Genomic DNA, 14,392 nt, shown 5'->3' with positions numbered 1-14,392 from the left:
GGCTGTTCAATGTGTTGCGAGCCATAACGCAACAGCACATTGGTAGCCACAGCAATCATTGTTCGCCCCGGAATTTTCTGGCGGCTTTGCCTTTGATGGCTTTTTTGGTGTTCTCTGGCGTCAGGGGCAGATGGGTATCAGCGGATAATTTGATGGTGCCAGAGAGGTCATCGGAGTTCATTTTTACCAAATGTGCCACACCGTCACGCTCGAAAACCTGTATAAAGTCGCCTGGTTTTAGCCCGAGCTTTTGGCAGATGCTTTGAGGAATAGTCACTTGCCTTTTGGTCGTTAATTTATGCACATCGCACCTCTTTATGTATTACTGTGTTGCAATAGTAATATTATCTGTAGGCACAGATTGTACACAGGGCAACTATTATCGCTACTCGCTGCCCGAAAAGCGGAAAATGACCTTGACCAGCTGCAAACTTCGCTGTTTCTGTTGAACGCGTCAATCAGGATGCATGCATCAGGGAATACTCGTTTCACTGCTTGATCTCTGAACGGTTATCTTCCAGTAATTCCTCAAACTCCTCAGGCTCCAGAGAAGGCTGGAAGCGATCAAATATCTCATCAATACTTGGTCTTACTTTTTTGTCAGGTACCTGCAGGATGATTTCTTCAGAAGGAGTCATGGATATCATTACCTCTGAACCTTTTTTTAATCCAAGCTGTGCCAGCATCTGAGCTGGAATGGTGATCTGACCATTCTGGTTGACTATGGCGATTCGCATGATCTGACTCCGGTCTACTGATTATTAATAGGTAGTAGTATTAGACTTTAGCGAAACTCGCAAAATTCTCCATCCATAGCCTCACATTGGGAGCGTAGCGTCGGGGCCGCCTAGGTGGGGCCGCCTAGGTGGGGCCGCCTAGGTGGGTTCGCCCAATAAGTCATTGTACCAATAAGGATTCATGAATAAGCTTCACTGACTGTACTAATGAAATTTCTGAGATATGATGCTTTAAACAGACATTGCCATTAAGACACATGACTATAGATACTACTTTTTTTTCCCGTTGCATCAAGACTCTGGAGACTGCTCATAACCGTCTACTCGCCTGTGAAGAAGGCAGTATAGAGTACGACATGTACCGGTCAGCCTGTGTGAAAGAGTTTGAGATCATCCTGGAACAGGCTGGCAAACTCCTTCGCAAGTGCCTGAAGGATTTTGCCCATAGCCCCAAGGCGATAAATCGTCTCGTGTTCAAAGAAGTCTTCCGGCAAGCGGGACAGCATAGCCTTTTGTCCATTGAGGAAGTCGAACGCTGGTTGATTTATCGGGATAATCGTAATACCACAGCCCACGATTATGGTAAGAAATTCGCTGAATACACGCTTAAGTTGCTACCAGATTTTATCGCTGATGCCATTATTTTGGAGACAGCGATAGGACAGCATTTGAAAAGAGTTAGAGATGATTGATTTACGAGAAAAGGATCGTGAGTCTGTCTGTGATCTGGCATCACAAATATTCTCCTGTGGCACCAGGCTATGGGCTTATGGTAGCCGTGTAAAAGGTACTAATCATGATGCCAGTGATCTGGACATTGTCGTTCACTTCCCCGATGGGCAAGACGAGAATGATAGTTTCGATCAGTTAACGGCATTTAATGAAGCCTTGCGTGACTCCAACATACCCATAATTGTGCAGGCATTGTCCTGGTCTGCTATACCAGAGTCTTTTAAAACCAATATTAAATCCTGCTATCAAGTGCTTTGTCTGGTTTGAAGACAGGGAAAGATTACAAGTTAATCAATAACTTTTACCAGCAGCAATTATTCCCAATTCAATCATGACTGGTCATCCAGTCTGTCCAGAATTTTCAGAGCTTCCTTTGGATTGCCTGATTCTGCTCTGGTCAGTTAACGGTTATCCATACTGGAGTTTCCTTTGCCCGACAACATTCGATGAAGGCTTTTGCCGGATTTTCGGGTAGTATTCGCCAGCTGCTCGAAACCGACCGTGGCATTCACCAGATCCCTGAGAACCATTCGAGCGGTATCGGGCTCACCGTTAAGGAACAGGGTTGCGGCTTCGTCCAGAAGAGCACAGGCAAAATCAGGGTCTCGTTCTGCCCGGGCTTGTATTGTCTGTTTGAAATCCCGTGCTGATGACATACTAACTCCGCCTTCCCTGATCCAGTCTTTCGGCCAGCCAGGTTTTGACCACAGCTTGCCGGGCAATACCAAGCCTTGCTGCCTCGCGATCAAGCGCGGCGATCATCCACGCAGGAAAGTCGATATTGATTCGACGGGTTTCCAGGCCGGGACGCTGAGCGCTGGACCAGTCAATATGTTCATCAATGCTGTCGTGGCCCTCATCAAAGGCCTGGTCAAATTCTTTGGCTTTCATAAGCGGCTATCTCTTTGGGTCTTGAGCGACGTACCGAAATAATTCGGGTTTTATCTTTACGTGGCGTAAATACGGCAGTCCAGTGCTTCCCAGCGTATTTGGCAATGAGTAGGAAACGAGACTCATCAGAAATCAAGGTCTTGATAATCACTCGATTTTCATCCAGCCAGAGGTTCTGGGCCTGCTCGAAATCAATGCCATGTTTTTCCAGGTTGCCGAGGCTTTTTGCTGGATCATACTCAAACATGATTATTTAGGTATCCAATATATATCTACAGGACACCTTAAATATATGTCAATGTATACTGTTTTTCACTTCTGGTGTTATAGATGAGTACACTTAACTGTTTCAAGGCTTACGATATCCGTGGCCGCATGCCTGATGAATTGAATGAAGCTGTCGCCTGGCGGATTGGCCGGGCAACAGCGGAATATCTAAAACCAAAAACCATGGTGGTGGGCGGCGATATTCGCTTGTCTACGCCTGAGTTAAAAGCTGCTCTGAGCGACGGTCTTCGGGCTGGCGGGGCGGATGTGATTGATATCGGCCTGTGTGGCACCGAAGAGATTTACTTTGCCACATCGCACCTGAAGGCAGATGGCGGCATTATGGTCACGGCCAGCCATAACCCGAAAGACTACAACGGGATGAAGCTGGTGCGGGAAGAAAGCAAGCCGATTTCCGGTGATACCGGGTTGCGTGAAATTCAGCGGTTGGCTGAAGATGTGTTTGTGGAGCCGAATAGAACAGGCTCCCCGGATACCCCATTAGGTTCTTATCGGCAGATCAGCAACCTTGCTCCCTATGTGGATCACATTCTGGGGTATATCAAACCGGAGGAGCTAAAGCCTCTGAAACTGGTGGTCAATGCCGGCAATGGCGCTGCCGGGCATGTGATTGATGCCATTGAGGAGCGGTTTAAGGCATCTGCTGTGCCGGTGGAGTTTGTGAAGATTCACCATGAGCCGGATGGTCACTTTCCCCATGGCATTCCTAACCCGTTGTTACACGACTGTCGGCAGGCAACGGTGGATGCGGTTCTTGAGCACAAGGCCGATATGGGCATTGCCTGGGATGGGGATTTTGACCGTTGCTTCCTGTTTGATGAAAAAGGCCAGTTTATTGAGGGGTATTATATTGTCGGGCTGTTGGGCGAGGCGTTTTTGGCTCACTATCCCGGTGCGAAAATTATCCATGACCCCCGATTGACCTGGAATACTATTGATCAGGTTTCCAGTGCCGGTGGTGTGCCAGTGTTGTGTAAAACCGGCCATGCTTTTATCAAGGAACGGATGCGGGAAGAGGATGCGGTCTACGGTGGCGAGATGAGTGCGCACCATTATTTCCGTGACTTTGCCTACTGTGATTCCGGGATGATTCCGTGGCTACTGGTGGCGGAGTTGATGTCCCATAAGGGCAAGAAGCTTTCTGAACTGGTGGCCGAGCGGATTGCCCTGTTTCCGTCCTCTGGTGAGATCAACAGTACATTGGATAATCCACAAGCGGCTATTGATCGCACTCTGGCAATTTATGAAAAGGATGCGGTGGCGGTGGACCATACCGATGGTATCTCTCTGGACATGGGTGACTGGCGATTTAACTTGCGCCTTTCTAACACTGAGCCAGTGATTCGGCTGAATGTGGAAAGCCGGGGGGATGTGGCGCTGATGGAAGAAAAAACATCTGAACTGTTGAGTTTGATTCGGCAGTGATTGTTTTGGACACGGAGGCACGGAGTTTTTCTTTTTAAAAAACTCTTTCTCCGTGCCCTTGTCGCCAATAAACAGGGTTGTGAATGGTACGGATTATAGCGGCTGGCTGGCTGGCCTTTGTGGTGATTCTTTCCGCCAGTAAGAGTCTGGGCTATGGCAAATGGGCCTGGGGCAGTATTGAGCATTTTCTGGGCGGCAATTTGCAGATGCATTTTGTCATGGCGTTTATCCTCTCTGCATTGGCACATCTGGCCAGCTCAGGATTCTGGCAACGGGGCTGGTTGTTAATACTGTTGATTATTGGCTGTGCGCTGGATGAAAGCGTGCAGTTTTTTTTACCCCTACGAAATTTTAACCCGCTGGATTTTCTCGTAACCTGTATCGGGTTGTTGTTGGCTGCTTTGCCGTTTATGGTAGCGCAGTGGAGAATTCTGAAGAAGAGTTGTACTCCAAAAAGATAGAGTCTATGTAAATGCCTACCTCCTTGTTATCGGGCCGCTCCCGGCTGCCTCTTTTTTCTCTGGTGATTATGGACATAGCCATCGCACTTGGTTGTGCTGAGCTGTCGGAATATATCCGTTTTGGGAATCATGCCACCCATTATGTGAATGTGATGGCCATACAGGCCCTTTTGGTCGTGGTTTTTTCGTTTTTGTGTGATGTTTACTCGCCGTGGCGGGGGCGTAAACTCATTGAGCGGCTCAGCAGAGTTTTTGCTGCATGGCTTCTGTCGTTTATGACGTTGTTTGCCATTTTGGTATTGACCAAAACCTCTGCGCAGTATTCCCGAATCTGGTTATTGATCTGGGGGGTGGGAGGCATTTTCATGGCGCTGCTGACCCGCTTTGTTCTCTATCGTATATTGATGTCGATTCGACGGCGCGGTCGCAATACCCGGCATGTGCTGGTGATTGGCGAAGGCCGTAACTTTGAGGCAATGCGCGCCTATTTTTCCAAAGACAACAGCTTGGGTTTCCGTTTGCAACATGTGATTGAGCATCACAGTAATGAGCAGGCACTGGCAGAGCTACAAGAATACCTTGCTGAAAATAAAGGCTTTGATGAGTGCTGGCTTTGTATTCCCTTTAACAAAAACGCTCTGCTTCAGCCGGTGCTGTTCACCCTGCGCCACAGTACCGCCAACATTCGTTACATGCCAGGACTGCAGGATCTGCCGCTGTTAAACCATAACATTACCAAAGTCGGTGATTTTGTTACCCTGGATATCAGTTGCTCCCCCATGGACAACAGTAACGCTTTTATTAAACGGATGTCTGATATTCTGTTTGCTAGCCTGATTCTGTTGCTGATATCACCCGTGATGATCGGTGTCGCCATTGCCGTGAAGCTTTCGTCACCGGGGCCAGTGTTTTTCAGGCAATACCGTCACGGTGCTTCTGGCAAGCAGGTGAAAGTGTATAAGTTCCGCAGTATGAAGGTACATAAGGAAGGCGAGGGTAAAGTAACCCAGGCCACCAAAGGTGATCCGCGAGTGACTAAAGTCGGTGCCTTTATTCGCCGCACCAGTCTGGATGAGCTGCCCCAGTTTATTAATGTGCTGCAGGGGCGGATGTCCATTGTCGGGCCAAGGCCTCATGCCCTGGCTCATAATGATTATTACAAAGACCTGGTGGAATCCTATATGAAGCGCCATAAAGTGAAACCGGGTATTACCGGTCTGGCCCAGGTGCGCGGCTTCAGGGGTGAGACCGATACACTGGATAAGATGCAGCGAAGGGTGGAGTGTGACCTGGAATACATCAACAACTGGTCGCTGTGGTTGGATATCAGGATTATCATCGGTACCGTGTTTAAAGGGTTTATGAACCCTAACGCCTATTGATTTGACGCTGCCTGCCTTGCCCGAAAAAGATAAGACTGAGACTTTTATGAGCAGCGGGCAGCGGATTTAAATAAACATGAAACAAGTTCTTTTTTTAGCATTGCTGGCGGTGATGCTCTGGCTGCCGTTACCCGAAGGCAGCAAGCCCGAGTGGGCGATGGGGATTTTGATGATGCTGGCCTTCGGGCTGGCGTTGTTCTGGTTACTGGGTTATGCCCTGAATCGGCTGCCGGTGACCCTTGTTTTTCAGAAAGCCCGCTGGTTTCACGTTGGGTTTATTCTGATCACCAGCTGGCTGTTTATACAACAAACGCCGCTACCGGCTGACTGGGTAAAAACGATTTCCCCCCATGCATGGGATGTTCATTCTCAAGCCAGTTTGGCATTGGAATTGCGTCTTCCCGAATGGCTTCCACTCTCTATTGATCCTTTTGCCACGCTGGTTACGGCCTTGCTGACAATGGCTTATTACCTGCTGTTTTGCCTGTGTCTTCTACTGATTGACCGGCCTGAGAAACTGAAAATCTTTGCCTGGGTGCTGGTCATTTCAGGTATTTTACAAGCAGTGTTTGGTTCATTAACTACGCTTTCAGGTCTGGAGGTTTTGCTGTTCCGGGATAAGCCCTCTTACTTCGGTGTCGCCACCGGTACCTTTGTGAACCGTAACAGTTTTGCCGGTTTTCTGGAGATGACTTTAGCCGCTGGTATGGGGTTGCTGATTGCCCAGCTTAATGAGCGACCTTCCCAAAGTTGGCAGGAATGGCTGCACCGCACCCTGAAAACCCTGATGAGCAATAAGGTAATTCTCCGCACCGGGCTGGCCATTATGGTGATTGGTCTGGTGCTCTCGCGCTCACGTATGGGGAATACTGCGTTTTTCACAAGCCTGATGGTGACCGGCTTTTTGTACGTCATCTGTCGAAAACAGCTGAGCCGGAGTATGGTGGTGCTGTTTGTCAGTTTACTGGTGATCGACATTGCTATTGTCAGTCAATGGTTTGGCCTGGAGAAGGTGGTGGAGCGTCTTGAGCAGACTTCACTGGAACGGGAGACCCGTCCTAATGTCTCCGAAGTGACATTAAATGCCATTGGTGATTTTGGCCTGACCGGCTCCGGTGGCGGCTCCTTCTATACGACACTGCCTTATTATCACGATGGTAGCTGGAAGGGGTATTATGACTTGGCCCATAATGATTTTCTACAGTTTCCCCTGGAGTTTGGTTTGCTCGCTTATGCCATTCTGGCGCTGATGGTACTCGCTGCGGTCTGGCATGCCATTGTGGCCATGCGCCAGCGTCGTAATCGGCTGATGATTGGTATGGGCTTTACTGCCTTTATGGGCATTCTGGCCATTATGATTCACTCATCGGTGGATTTTAATCTGCAAATCCCTTCTAACTCAGCGTATTTTGTCTGCATGATGGCGCTGGCATTGCTGGCGCGATATTTGCCGACGGTTGGCAAAACACGCAGGTAAAAGATCTCTGGTGAGAGGCTTTTGAATAGGGATAAATCATGAAAGCCCCCGAAGTCACTGAGTTCAATGGCTATAAGGATGTCCACCTTAATAGACTATAATTTTCTGTCACATATGTATTGGAGCAACATATAAACATGAAATTTACTATTGAAGGTAATGATTGCATGCCTCCACTTTCAGGAGGTTATTTAATCATTTTTCTTGACAACCAGGAAATACATGTTGTCAGTGTTCCATCTCCAAATATATTTGCAGATAGACATAAGGACAGCATTTCAGAAAATCATGATGAATTTGAAGACTCGAATGGAAATGAATTTTCAATATCGGTATGGTCTTCAAATGTGGGTGTGGATTGGCAGCTAGACATAACGTCAACTAATAATAGAGAAAACTTAAAAGAACGTATTGGTGTGGAGTATCGCCCAAATGACTTCTGACCGATGCAAAAGTAGTTTCTATGAAGAATTCTGTTCTGGTATAGAAATAATAGAAAACCAAAGTAATGATAAGTTTCACAATAAATTATATTTTTCTAATGTAATAAGCTTGATGGAAAAATATCTATATGACCTTTTCATAAATGAAATCTCTTCAAATAGGGAGGCGATTGTAAGATTAGGAATGCAGAATAAATTTAGAACTGAATCACTAAAAATTCCTTACTTGCTTCATCATACAGTTGAAGAATATTTAATTAATGCAATGAAAAACATGGTCTGGCATAGACTTAACGATATTGATGTTTTGTTCAAAAATGTAATTGGTATAAAAATTAATATCAGTACAACATTGCTTGAAATTCTCAACATAAGGCACCACATCATTCACAGAAACGGTTACGATCTTGAAGGAAATAAAGTAGTAATTGAAGATCAAGATTTACAATACTGTATAGCCCTAGTCAACTCTTTTGTATTCGAAATAGATAAAAAGTATCAGGCTCAAAGGTAAATGAACAAATTGTAGTTTTGTGCATTAGCAACATAACGAATCTGTCATTTATGACGCACGTCAACAATGGAAAGTAGATCGTAAACTTGCTGATATTCTGCTCTTAACCATCTCTGCGGTCATTGCAGGTTGTGAAGATCGTTAAGAAGTTGAAGACTTCGGCAATGAAAGGCAGCCATGAGCACACAATACCTGTCTGAAATCCTTGCTGGGTGTGAGGTTTCGTGATTTTCCCCAGGCTCTTAAGCCTTTCAGCCACTTTTCAGTGGCTGAAAGCAATGCCTCCGGCTGGCTGGCAGCTATCCAGAAGATACTGCTGTGAGGTATCAATCACTGCCAGGTCATCCAGCGTATTCCGCCCAAGCAGAATACTCTGGGGAAATTTGGAACGTGAGGTAAGGCTGAACTCGGTGGTGGTTTTTATATTGCCCAGTTCAATAGTGGCTTCTATGACGGGCCGTCGTTGTGGTTTCCCGGAATGGGTTAGTACACGAATAAACCGTTTAACGGGTTTGAGCAGGGTCACTTCCCGACCGTAGCCGCCCCGCTCTGTCAGGATCTTGAACCTTACCCAGTCTGATCCATTGACTGAGGTTTCGAAATTAATATCCCTGGCATCCATAGAGGATGTGGTGGAACCGGAGTCAATCAGTGCGGGAAGTTGGGTATCAAACTGATGGTCAATGCGAGTCACGGTTTCCAGATGGCCCACCAGGTAACGGTTGCCAATATTGCACTGTTGAGAAGTGCTGGCCGAAAGGGGCTGAGACAGTGGTGGGAATAACAGCATCAGAGTCAGTAAAAGAAAACCAGCTGCATAGCGCAGCCTTAGAGAATACAACATATCTTCCTCCATGAAGGTACTACTTCTTTTAACCTTTCCCTAAGTGTATTCATGGAGGATGGTGTTGCCGGAGGGTGCTGACCAGAGGCATTAAATGGCGATGTACCTAATTATCCCGATGATTGCTCAGGGTCAGGGCGTCAGGAGTTCATCATTCCTGCAAAAATTATAAAGGAGTTTTCTATGAGCTGTATTTTTTGTGACATTGTTGAAAGCAAAGTTCCATGCCACAAGATTTGGGAAGATGAAAATCATTTAGCATTTCTTTCCATTTTTCCAAATACTAAAGGATTTTCTGTAGTAATTCCAAAACAACATCATTCAAGTTATGCTTTCGATCAATCTGATGAGGTTTTGAGCAATCTTGTTTTAGCAACAAAGAAAGTCGCAAAACTTCTGGATAAAGCACTTGATGGTGTGGCAAGAACAGGTATGTTCTTTGAGGGTTATGGTATTGATCATTTGCACAGCAAGCTGTTTCCAATGCACGGAACAGGATATAATTCAACTTTCAAACCAATTTCTTCAAATAATAAGAAATACTTCGAGCAATACGAAGGCTATATTTCATCACATGACCATGAAAGAGCTGATGATGAAAAATTAACCATTCTTGCTGCAAAAATCAGAGAGCACGCATAACAGGGTGCACAAGCAGACGACGCTAGACGTGCCGCCGCTTTGCTCATCGTTAGGTGCTATTCATGACAATTGAACAAATGAATATTTGGATGAATTTCAAAGTTAGGCCTAATATCATGTCTTTCCATGTCCGCCATTTGCTGAATAGCTTCTGGAGTTAGTACTTTGGAAATACCACCTTGAATGATTCCGATAAAGTGAATAAGAGATTCATTAGATAGATAGTGGTATAAACGCCATATCCTGATGCCTTGAATTCTATTTTCTATCATGAAATTGAAGTATTCTGACAGGCAATCATCGCATCGATTTAAATTTTCTATCATTAGGTTTAAGACTCTGCGAGCACCAAAACACCATGCTACCCTGTGCTCATCATACATAAGCCGATCTAATATCTCTTCGTAATCAGAGTGAACAGATGAGCTACTAAGGCAAATGACAAACAATACATGCTGAAAGTATTTACTTTTCACGCTGGCAACCTGCTATAGATCAGTAAGTTAGCGGTATTATAGTTTTCGTACTCCCCTGTAGCACGCACCTAAACGGATAAGAGCTGGCCTTTCTCCAGCTCTCCCCAGTCGAGTCAACCAAGCATTCGGGCATGTAGATCTATACCGCAGTAATATGGGTGAGAATTAATGTAGAATCCCATTGGGTCTTCTCCATGTGGAATTGGTTGCCTTTAGCTTATTGTTTCGGCAATAAGCTGGGGAGAAGGCTCAATAAGTACCGAATGGTTCCAGTTCGTTCCGGGCCTGCGCCCCCTCCAACCGACGTCCGCAGCGCGGTTGAACCAGGCGTTATGCTCCTATCAATTCTTCTAGTTCACAATTTGTAAAATTCCCTTATGCGTGCTAGAGTTCACAATACGTGAACATAGAGACTATTATGCACGTTATCTCAAGAAAGCCGTTTAACGAGGCTGCAAAAAAGTATCCAAACGATGCTACTGCAATTGACGCAACCTATAAGTCATTGAGAAATAGTGATTTTCATAGCCCGAATGAGTTGAGTTCACTATTCCCCAGCTTGGATAATTTCAAGTACAAAGATAAATGGTGGGTAATAGATATTGGTGGCAACAACCTTCGACTCGTAGCTTTCATTGAGTTCAGAGACAGCAGAATGTATGTCAAACACATCGTCTCACACTCTGAATACGACAAACTACGCAAGAAGTACGCAAAGGAGGCTGGTACATGAGATACACAAATCTTAAGCAAAAGGCTGTAGACTTTTTTTCTGAAGCAAGCTTTGTAAGTCGTATTCATAGCGAGGAAGAGTATGAACGAGCTCTGGAATTGATGGAAGAACTAATCGAAGACTACGATAAATATATTCCTCTAATCGAAGTTCTCTCTCTATCCATTGAAAAATGGGAAGATGAGTCTGAGGATTTTTCAGATTTCAATGCAAGAATTGAAGCTCTAGATGATGGTGTAGCTGTTCTAAGAACACTAATGGATCAATATCATCTCAAAGCTGATGATTTAAAAAGTGAGCTGGGAAGTAAGAGTTTGGTTTCAATGATCTTGAATGGTTCAAGAAATCTAACCCGGGATCATATTCAGGCTCTTTCACAACGGTTCAAAATATCGCCGTCCGTGTTCTTCAGCGGAGCATAAATCAGCTAGCCGGAGGATTCTAACCTCCAGCCCCCACCCCGCGTAGCGTGCGGGTCCGCACTACTAGAGTCAGCGATGATGGTGAAACCTGATCCATAAGTCTTTGAGAGAAACAAACCCAAGATTTGCAAGAAAGCTGTCGTGCAATGCCTGCTGCACTGAGAACGTTTTGCTCAACCGGTAATTTCATGTGCCCTTGCGGTGAATAGCATTTAAACATGATCGATATTCATAACCATATTATCCCCGCCATTGATGATGGTCCGGACACCCCGGAGCAATCTCTGGAACTGCTGCGCATTGCCGAAGCCAATGATATCCAGCGGTTAGTCTGTACGCCCCATATGCATCCTGGTCGTTACGATAACGATATCACCACCATTGCTCCCGCCTTTGATGCACTGTTAGGCTTAGCCCTTGAAGCAGGCGTGGGTATTCAACTGGCCATGGGCGCTGAGGTGCGCTTCAGTGATGAGTTGATGTTTCAGCTGCGCAATGAGCGTATTCCGATGATCGGCAAGTGGGAGGGCAACGACTGTCTGTTGCTGGAGATGCCTCACCAGAATATTCCCATGGGCATTGAAGAGATGCTTGAGTGGCTGACTCGGCAGCATGTGAGGGTAGTGATTGCTCACCCGGAACGTAATAAAGAATTGATGGCCTACCCTGAGCGAATCTTCCCGCTGGTGGAGAGGGGCGCTTTGTTGCAGGTGACTGCGGGTTGCATTCCCGGTTTTTTTGGTGAAAAAGCGCAGACCACAGCCCGCTGGCTACTGGATCATGAACTGGTGCAATTTGTGGCTTCTGATGCTCATCACAGCAAACATCGACCACCCGCGATGAAGGCTGCTGCAGAGGTGCTGGATGACTGGTACGGTAAGGAGTTTCGGGATCAGTTGACGATGATCAATCCGGACTTGTTGACCTTTTCGCTCTTTGGTAACCAATCACTCTTAAAGGCTGGACGTGATGTTTAAGCGATGGTTGATGGTTTTTCCAGCGATAGTTCTGCTGGTAACCGCCTTGAATACTGCATGGAATCTGGTCCAGTCGCAGATATGGCGCTCCCAGACAGAGAACTTTCTCGATCATTGGGCTGCTAAAACGAAAGAAGATGACGGCTTCTCGCTGGATAAAGAAGAGTGGCAACTCACGCTGAATGGTGCAGATAAGGCGTTAGACAATATGCCAGGCTCTCCGGACTTGCTGGTGATGCGTGCCAAAGTACTTGATCGGGGAGTACAAGCGGGCTGGTCAAAGCATGATTACGGAGAGCTGTCAGAACTTGACGCCTGGCAACAATCCATTCTATCAAGACCCGCCTGGCCCTATAGCTGGAGCAACTATGCCCAGGCTCGTTCACAGCGATCATTAATTGACTCGTCGTTTGAGCAGGCATTGGTTCGCGCTGACCAACTCGGTCCGTGGGAACAGTACGTGATGGAAAACGCCAGCATTCTTGGCAGATATTATCACGGATGGTTGACTGAGCCGACTCAGCAGATGCTCAATAGCAGTCATCAGCGGCTGGTAACGCTTTATCCTCATCGGGCTAAACAGATAGAACAGAAATACCCACTGCCTTAAAGTATTAGCCATTTTCCCCAAAGGGCATAAAAAGCTCTTAAACCACAAAAGTACAATTGATTATGCTGAAAAAATGTCTTTTCCCTGCTGCCGGGTACGGTACGCGTTTTCTGCCTGCTACTAAAAGTATGCCCAAAGAGATGATGCCGGTGGTGTCCAAACCACTGATTGAATACGGTGTAGAAGAATCCCTGCAGGCTGGCTTATCGGACATCTGTATGGTGACTGGTCGCGGTAAGCGAGCACTGGAGGATCACTTCGATACCAATTACGAGCTGGAGCACCAGATCGCAGGTACGGACAAAGAAACATTGTTGACCAATATTCGACAGTTGATCGACAGCTGTACTTTTTCGTATACACGACAGCGAGAGATGAAAGGTCTGGGCCATGCCATTCTCTGTGGTGAAACATTAATTGGCAAGCAGCCCTTTGGTGTGGTCCTGGCCGATGACCTGTGTATCAATGCCGATGGGCCTGGTGTACTGGCACAGATGGCACAGCTCTACAAACAGTTCCGTTGCTCAATTGTGGCAGTCATGGAAGTGCCGGAAGATGAAGTCCATAAATACGGTGTCATTGCCGGACAGGCTATTTCTGATGACCTGATTCGCGTAGAAAATATGGTGGAAAAACCTGCCAGAGAAGAGGCTCCCAGTAATCTGGCCATTATCGGGCGCTATATTCTCACTCCGGACATTTTCGACCTGATCAGAGATACCCAGCCGGGCAAGGGAGGTGAGATCCAGATTACCGATGCGCTGATGACCCAGGCTCAGCTTGGCTGTGTGCTGGCTTATAAATTCAAGGGCAGACGGTTCGATTGCGGCAGTATTGAAGGTTTCATCGAAGCCACTAACTATTGCTACGATAAGCTTTACGCTCATTAATAATAAGTGGTTGACTTTGAACCCACTTTTTGAATAATTAGCCTCAGGTTTCACCGGGGGCGATCTGGATTCGACGACGGTTACGAAACCTTAGGTGCATGTCGAGAATGTAGTGATTCTCGTAAATCAAAACACTACAACCTTTTAGTTGCTAACGAAGACAACTTCCAAGGAGCTCTGGCAGCCTAAACCCTGCCTCCTCCCGGTCACTCCGACTTGCCTGTTGGCTGGAAATGACCGCTACTGAAAACAGGATCGCCTTGATGTCTGCCTGGGGCTGACAGGTTAAACTTTTCAGGATCGCGCAGTGTCACCCTGACCGTTGGGTCGTTCTGCGTTAACCTAATAACGGAATCTAAGCATGTAGAGCCGAAGGCGGAGAATCGGCGGACGCGGGTTCAATTCCCGCCGCCTCCACCAACTTGTCAATAGCCCTAATGAGTCCTTA

Annotated in this window: 21 protein-coding genes and 1 other RNA gene; 15 read left to right on the top strand and 7 right to left on the bottom strand. The window is 46.5% G+C overall.

The annotated features are described in order from the left end of the window. Nucleotides 1–55: 55 nt before the first annotated feature. Nucleotides 56–304, bottom strand: a complete 249-nt coding sequence (locus tag ACOMHB_RS05070) for an AbrB/MazE/SpoVT family DNA-binding domain-containing protein (protein ID WP_422411907.1) — start codon at nt 302–304, stop codon at nt 56–58. A 184-nt stretch (nt 305–488) separates the two neighbouring features. Continuing rightward, nucleotides 489–737 (bottom strand): AbrB/MazE/SpoVT family DNA-binding domain-containing protein, encoded by a 249-nt coding sequence (locus ACOMHB_RS05065; RefSeq protein ID WP_448215728.1) that lies wholly within the window; start codon nt 735–737, stop codon nt 489–491. A gap of 257 nt (nt 738–994) precedes the next feature. Between ACOMHB_RS05065 and ACOMHB_RS05060 the strand changes: the two genes are divergently transcribed. After that, nucleotides 995–1,429: a nucleotidyltransferase substrate binding protein gene (locus ACOMHB_RS05060; RefSeq protein ID WP_448215727.1), complete on the top strand. Its 435-nt coding sequence runs from the start codon at nt 995–997 to the stop codon at nt 1,427–1,429. Then, entirely contained in the window at nt 1,422–1,736 is a 315-nt protein-coding gene (locus ACOMHB_RS05055) for a nucleotidyltransferase family protein (protein ID WP_448215726.1), read from the top strand. Before ACOMHB_RS05060 ends, ACOMHB_RS05055 begins: the two co-directional genes overlap by 8 nt. A gap of 134 nt (nt 1,737–1,870) precedes the next feature. On the opposite strand, the gene ACOMHB_RS05050 is transcribed toward ACOMHB_RS05055, so the two are convergent. From ACOMHB_RS05050 to ACOMHB_RS05040, 3 genes are read right to left on the bottom strand one after another with little or no spacing between them, the layout of a single operon-like run. Beyond that, nucleotides 1,871–2,125, bottom strand: a complete 255-nt coding sequence (locus tag ACOMHB_RS05050; RefSeq protein WP_448215725.1) for a helix-turn-helix domain-containing transcriptional regulator — start codon at nt 2,123–2,125, stop codon at nt 1,871–1,873. A gap of 1 nt (nt 2,126) precedes the next feature. Then, nucleotides 2,127–2,360, bottom strand: coding sequence for a type II toxin-antitoxin system BrnA family antitoxin (gene brnA, locus ACOMHB_RS05045; RefSeq protein WP_422139882.1), 234 nt, complete (start codon nt 2,358–2,360; stop codon nt 2,127–2,129). After that, a complete protein-coding gene (locus ACOMHB_RS05040) occupies nt 2,341–2,607 on the bottom strand; it encodes a BrnT family toxin (protein WP_448215724.1) in 267 nt (88 codons plus the stop codon). Before ACOMHB_RS05040 ends, brnA begins: the two co-directional genes overlap by 20 nt. 83 nt (nt 2,608–2,690) lie before the next feature. Here ACOMHB_RS05040 and ACOMHB_RS05035 point away from each other — a divergent pair, with 83 nt between their 5' ends. The 6 genes from ACOMHB_RS05035 (at nt 2,691) to ACOMHB_RS05010 (ending at nt 8,350) form a co-directional block, all read left to right on the top strand. Next, nucleotides 2,691–4,073, top strand: coding sequence for a phosphohexomutase domain-containing protein (locus ACOMHB_RS05035; RefSeq protein WP_448215723.1), 1,383 nt, complete (start codon nt 2,691–2,693; stop codon nt 4,071–4,073). A gap of 83 nt (nt 4,074–4,156) precedes the next feature. Continuing rightward, nucleotides 4,157–4,534, top strand: a complete 378-nt coding sequence (locus tag ACOMHB_RS05030; RefSeq protein WP_422136898.1) for a VanZ family protein — start codon at nt 4,157–4,159, stop codon at nt 4,532–4,534. An 11-nt stretch (nt 4,535–4,545) separates the two neighbouring features. Beyond that, nucleotides 4,546–5,916, top strand: coding sequence for an undecaprenyl-phosphate glucose phosphotransferase (locus ACOMHB_RS05025; protein ID WP_448215722.1), 1,371 nt, complete (start codon nt 4,546–4,548; stop codon nt 5,914–5,916). Nucleotides 5,917–5,992: 76 nt separating this feature from the next. Beyond that, a complete protein-coding gene (locus ACOMHB_RS05020; RefSeq protein ID WP_448215721.1) occupies nt 5,993–7,393 on the top strand; it encodes an O-antigen ligase family protein in 1,401 nt (466 codons plus the stop codon). Between the two features lie 137 nt (nt 7,394–7,530). Next, complete coding sequence (locus tag ACOMHB_RS05015) at nt 7,531–7,836, top strand: hypothetical protein (RefSeq protein ID WP_422136895.1); 306 nt, start codon at nt 7,531–7,533, stop codon at nt 7,834–7,836. Next, complete coding sequence (locus ACOMHB_RS05010) at nt 7,826–8,350, top strand: hypothetical protein (RefSeq protein ID WP_422136894.1); 525 nt, start codon at nt 7,826–7,828, stop codon at nt 8,348–8,350. The genes ACOMHB_RS05015 and ACOMHB_RS05010 overlap by 11 nt, the downstream gene beginning before the upstream one ends. 262 nt (nt 8,351–8,612) lie before the next feature. On the opposite strand, the gene ACOMHB_RS05005 is transcribed toward ACOMHB_RS05010, so the two are convergent. After that, the gene (locus ACOMHB_RS05005) at nt 8,613–9,194 is read right to left on the bottom strand and encodes an ATP-dependent zinc protease family protein (RefSeq protein WP_448215720.1); all 582 of its coding nucleotides are present in this window, start codon (nt 9,192–9,194) and stop codon (nt 8,613–8,615) included. A gap of 183 nt (nt 9,195–9,377) precedes the next feature. On the opposite strand from ACOMHB_RS05005, the gene ACOMHB_RS05000 reads away from it, so the two are divergent. Next, nucleotides 9,378–9,836, top strand: a complete 459-nt coding sequence (locus ACOMHB_RS05000; protein ID WP_448215719.1) for an HIT family protein — start codon at nt 9,378–9,380, stop codon at nt 9,834–9,836. Between the two features lie 56 nt (nt 9,837–9,892). Here ACOMHB_RS05000 and ACOMHB_RS04995 read toward each other — a convergent pair whose 3' ends face one another. Continuing rightward, nucleotides 9,893–10,312 (bottom strand): hypothetical protein, encoded by a 420-nt coding sequence (locus ACOMHB_RS04995; RefSeq protein WP_448215718.1) that lies wholly within the window; start codon nt 10,310–10,312, stop codon nt 9,893–9,895. A gap of 418 nt (nt 10,313–10,730) precedes the next feature. Between ACOMHB_RS04995 and ACOMHB_RS04990 the strand changes: the two genes are divergently transcribed. The 6 genes from ACOMHB_RS04990 to ssrA all read left to right on the top strand — a co-directional run bounded on the left by ACOMHB_RS04990 (nt 10,731) and on the right by ssrA (nt 14,364). Beyond that, nucleotides 10,731–11,045 (top strand): type II toxin-antitoxin system HigB family toxin, encoded by a 315-nt coding sequence (locus tag ACOMHB_RS04990; protein ID WP_448215717.1) that lies wholly within the window; start codon nt 10,731–10,733, stop codon nt 11,043–11,045. Further along, the gene (locus tag ACOMHB_RS04985; protein ID WP_448215716.1) at nt 11,042–11,467 is read left to right on the top strand and encodes a helix-turn-helix domain-containing protein; all 426 of its coding nucleotides are present in this window, start codon (nt 11,042–11,044) and stop codon (nt 11,465–11,467) included. The genes ACOMHB_RS04990 and ACOMHB_RS04985 overlap by 4 nt, the downstream gene beginning before the upstream one ends. A 218-nt stretch (nt 11,468–11,685) precedes the next feature. Beyond that, a complete protein-coding gene (locus tag ACOMHB_RS04980) occupies nt 11,686–12,444 on the top strand; it encodes a tyrosine-protein phosphatase (protein ID WP_422139873.1) in 759 nt (252 codons plus the stop codon). Continuing rightward, a complete protein-coding gene (locus tag ACOMHB_RS04975) occupies nt 12,437–13,054 on the top strand; it encodes a hypothetical protein (RefSeq protein WP_448215715.1) in 618 nt (205 codons plus the stop codon). Before ACOMHB_RS04980 ends, ACOMHB_RS04975 begins: the two co-directional genes overlap by 8 nt. A 62-nt stretch (nt 13,055–13,116) precedes the next feature. Continuing rightward, nucleotides 13,117–13,944 carry a UTP--glucose-1-phosphate uridylyltransferase GalU gene (gene galU / locus ACOMHB_RS04970; protein WP_422136884.1) on the top strand — a complete coding sequence of 276 codons (828 nt, stop codon included), beginning with the start codon at nt 13,117–13,119 and terminating at the stop codon, nt 13,942–13,944. A 55-nt stretch (nt 13,945–13,999) separates the two neighbouring features. Next, nucleotides 14,000–14,364, top strand: a transfer-messenger RNA (tmRNA) gene (gene ssrA / locus ACOMHB_RS04965). Nucleotides 14,365–14,392: the final 28 nt, after the last annotated feature.

This window comes from Endozoicomonas sp. 2B-B, from assembly GCF_053470045.1.
This window is presented reverse-complemented; position numbering and strand designations above follow the sequence as displayed.

Bases quoted from the DNA above. Each gene is read 5' to 3' on its own strand.
- ACOMHB_RS05025 (WP_448215722.1), top strand. From the start codon at position 4,546: ATGCCTACCTCCTTGTTATCGGGCCGCTCCCGGCTGCCTCTTTTTTCT.
- ACOMHB_RS05055 (WP_448215726.1), top strand. From the start codon at position 1,422: ATGATTGATTTACGAGAAAAGGATCGTGAGTCTGTCTGTGATCTGGCA.
- ACOMHB_RS05040 (WP_448215724.1), bottom strand. From the start codon at position 2,607: ATGTTTGAGTATGATCCAGCAAAAAGCCTCGGCAACCTGGAAAAACAT.
- ACOMHB_RS04975 (WP_448215715.1), top strand. From the start codon at position 12,437: ATGTTTAAGCGATGGTTGATGGTTTTTCCAGCGATAGTTCTGCTGGTA.
- ACOMHB_RS05000 (WP_448215719.1), top strand. From the start codon at position 9,378: ATGAGCTGTATTTTTTGTGACATTGTTGAAAGCAAAGTTCCATGCCAC.
- ACOMHB_RS04980 (WP_422139873.1), top strand. From the start codon at position 11,686: ATGATCGATATTCATAACCATATTATCCCCGCCATTGATGATGGTCCG.
- ACOMHB_RS04985 (WP_448215716.1), top strand. From the start codon at position 11,042: ATGAGATACACAAATCTTAAGCAAAAGGCTGTAGACTTTTTTTCTGAA.
- ACOMHB_RS05005 (WP_448215720.1), bottom strand. From the start codon at position 9,194: ATGTTGTATTCTCTAAGGCTGCGCTATGCAGCTGGTTTTCTTTTACTG.
- ACOMHB_RS05050 (WP_448215725.1), bottom strand. From the start codon at position 2,125: ATGTCATCAGCACGGGATTTCAAACAGACAATACAAGCCCGGGCAGAA.
- ACOMHB_RS05060 (WP_448215727.1), top strand. From the start codon at position 995: ATGACTATAGATACTACTTTTTTTTCCCGTTGCATCAAGACTCTGGAG.
- brnA (WP_422139882.1), bottom strand. From the start codon at position 2,360: ATGAAAGCCAAAGAATTTGACCAGGCCTTTGATGAGGGCCACGACAGC.
- ACOMHB_RS05065 (WP_448215728.1), bottom strand. From the start codon at position 737: ATGCGAATCGCCATAGTCAACCAGAATGGTCAGATCACCATTCCAGCT.
- ACOMHB_RS05015 (WP_422136895.1), top strand. From the start codon at position 7,531: ATGAAATTTACTATTGAAGGTAATGATTGCATGCCTCCACTTTCAGGA.
- ACOMHB_RS05030 (WP_422136898.1), top strand. From the start codon at position 4,157: ATGGTACGGATTATAGCGGCTGGCTGGCTGGCCTTTGTGGTGATTCTT.
- ACOMHB_RS05010 (WP_422136894.1), top strand. From the start codon at position 7,826: ATGACTTCTGACCGATGCAAAAGTAGTTTCTATGAAGAATTCTGTTCT.
- ACOMHB_RS05035 (WP_448215723.1), top strand. From the start codon at position 2,691: ATGAGTACACTTAACTGTTTCAAGGCTTACGATATCCGTGGCCGCATG.
- galU (WP_422136884.1), top strand. From the start codon at position 13,117: ATGCTGAAAAAATGTCTTTTCCCTGCTGCCGGGTACGGTACGCGTTTT.
- ACOMHB_RS04990 (WP_448215717.1), top strand. From the start codon at position 10,731: ATGCACGTTATCTCAAGAAAGCCGTTTAACGAGGCTGCAAAAAAGTAT.
- ACOMHB_RS05020 (WP_448215721.1), top strand. From the start codon at position 5,993: ATGAAACAAGTTCTTTTTTTAGCATTGCTGGCGGTGATGCTCTGGCTG.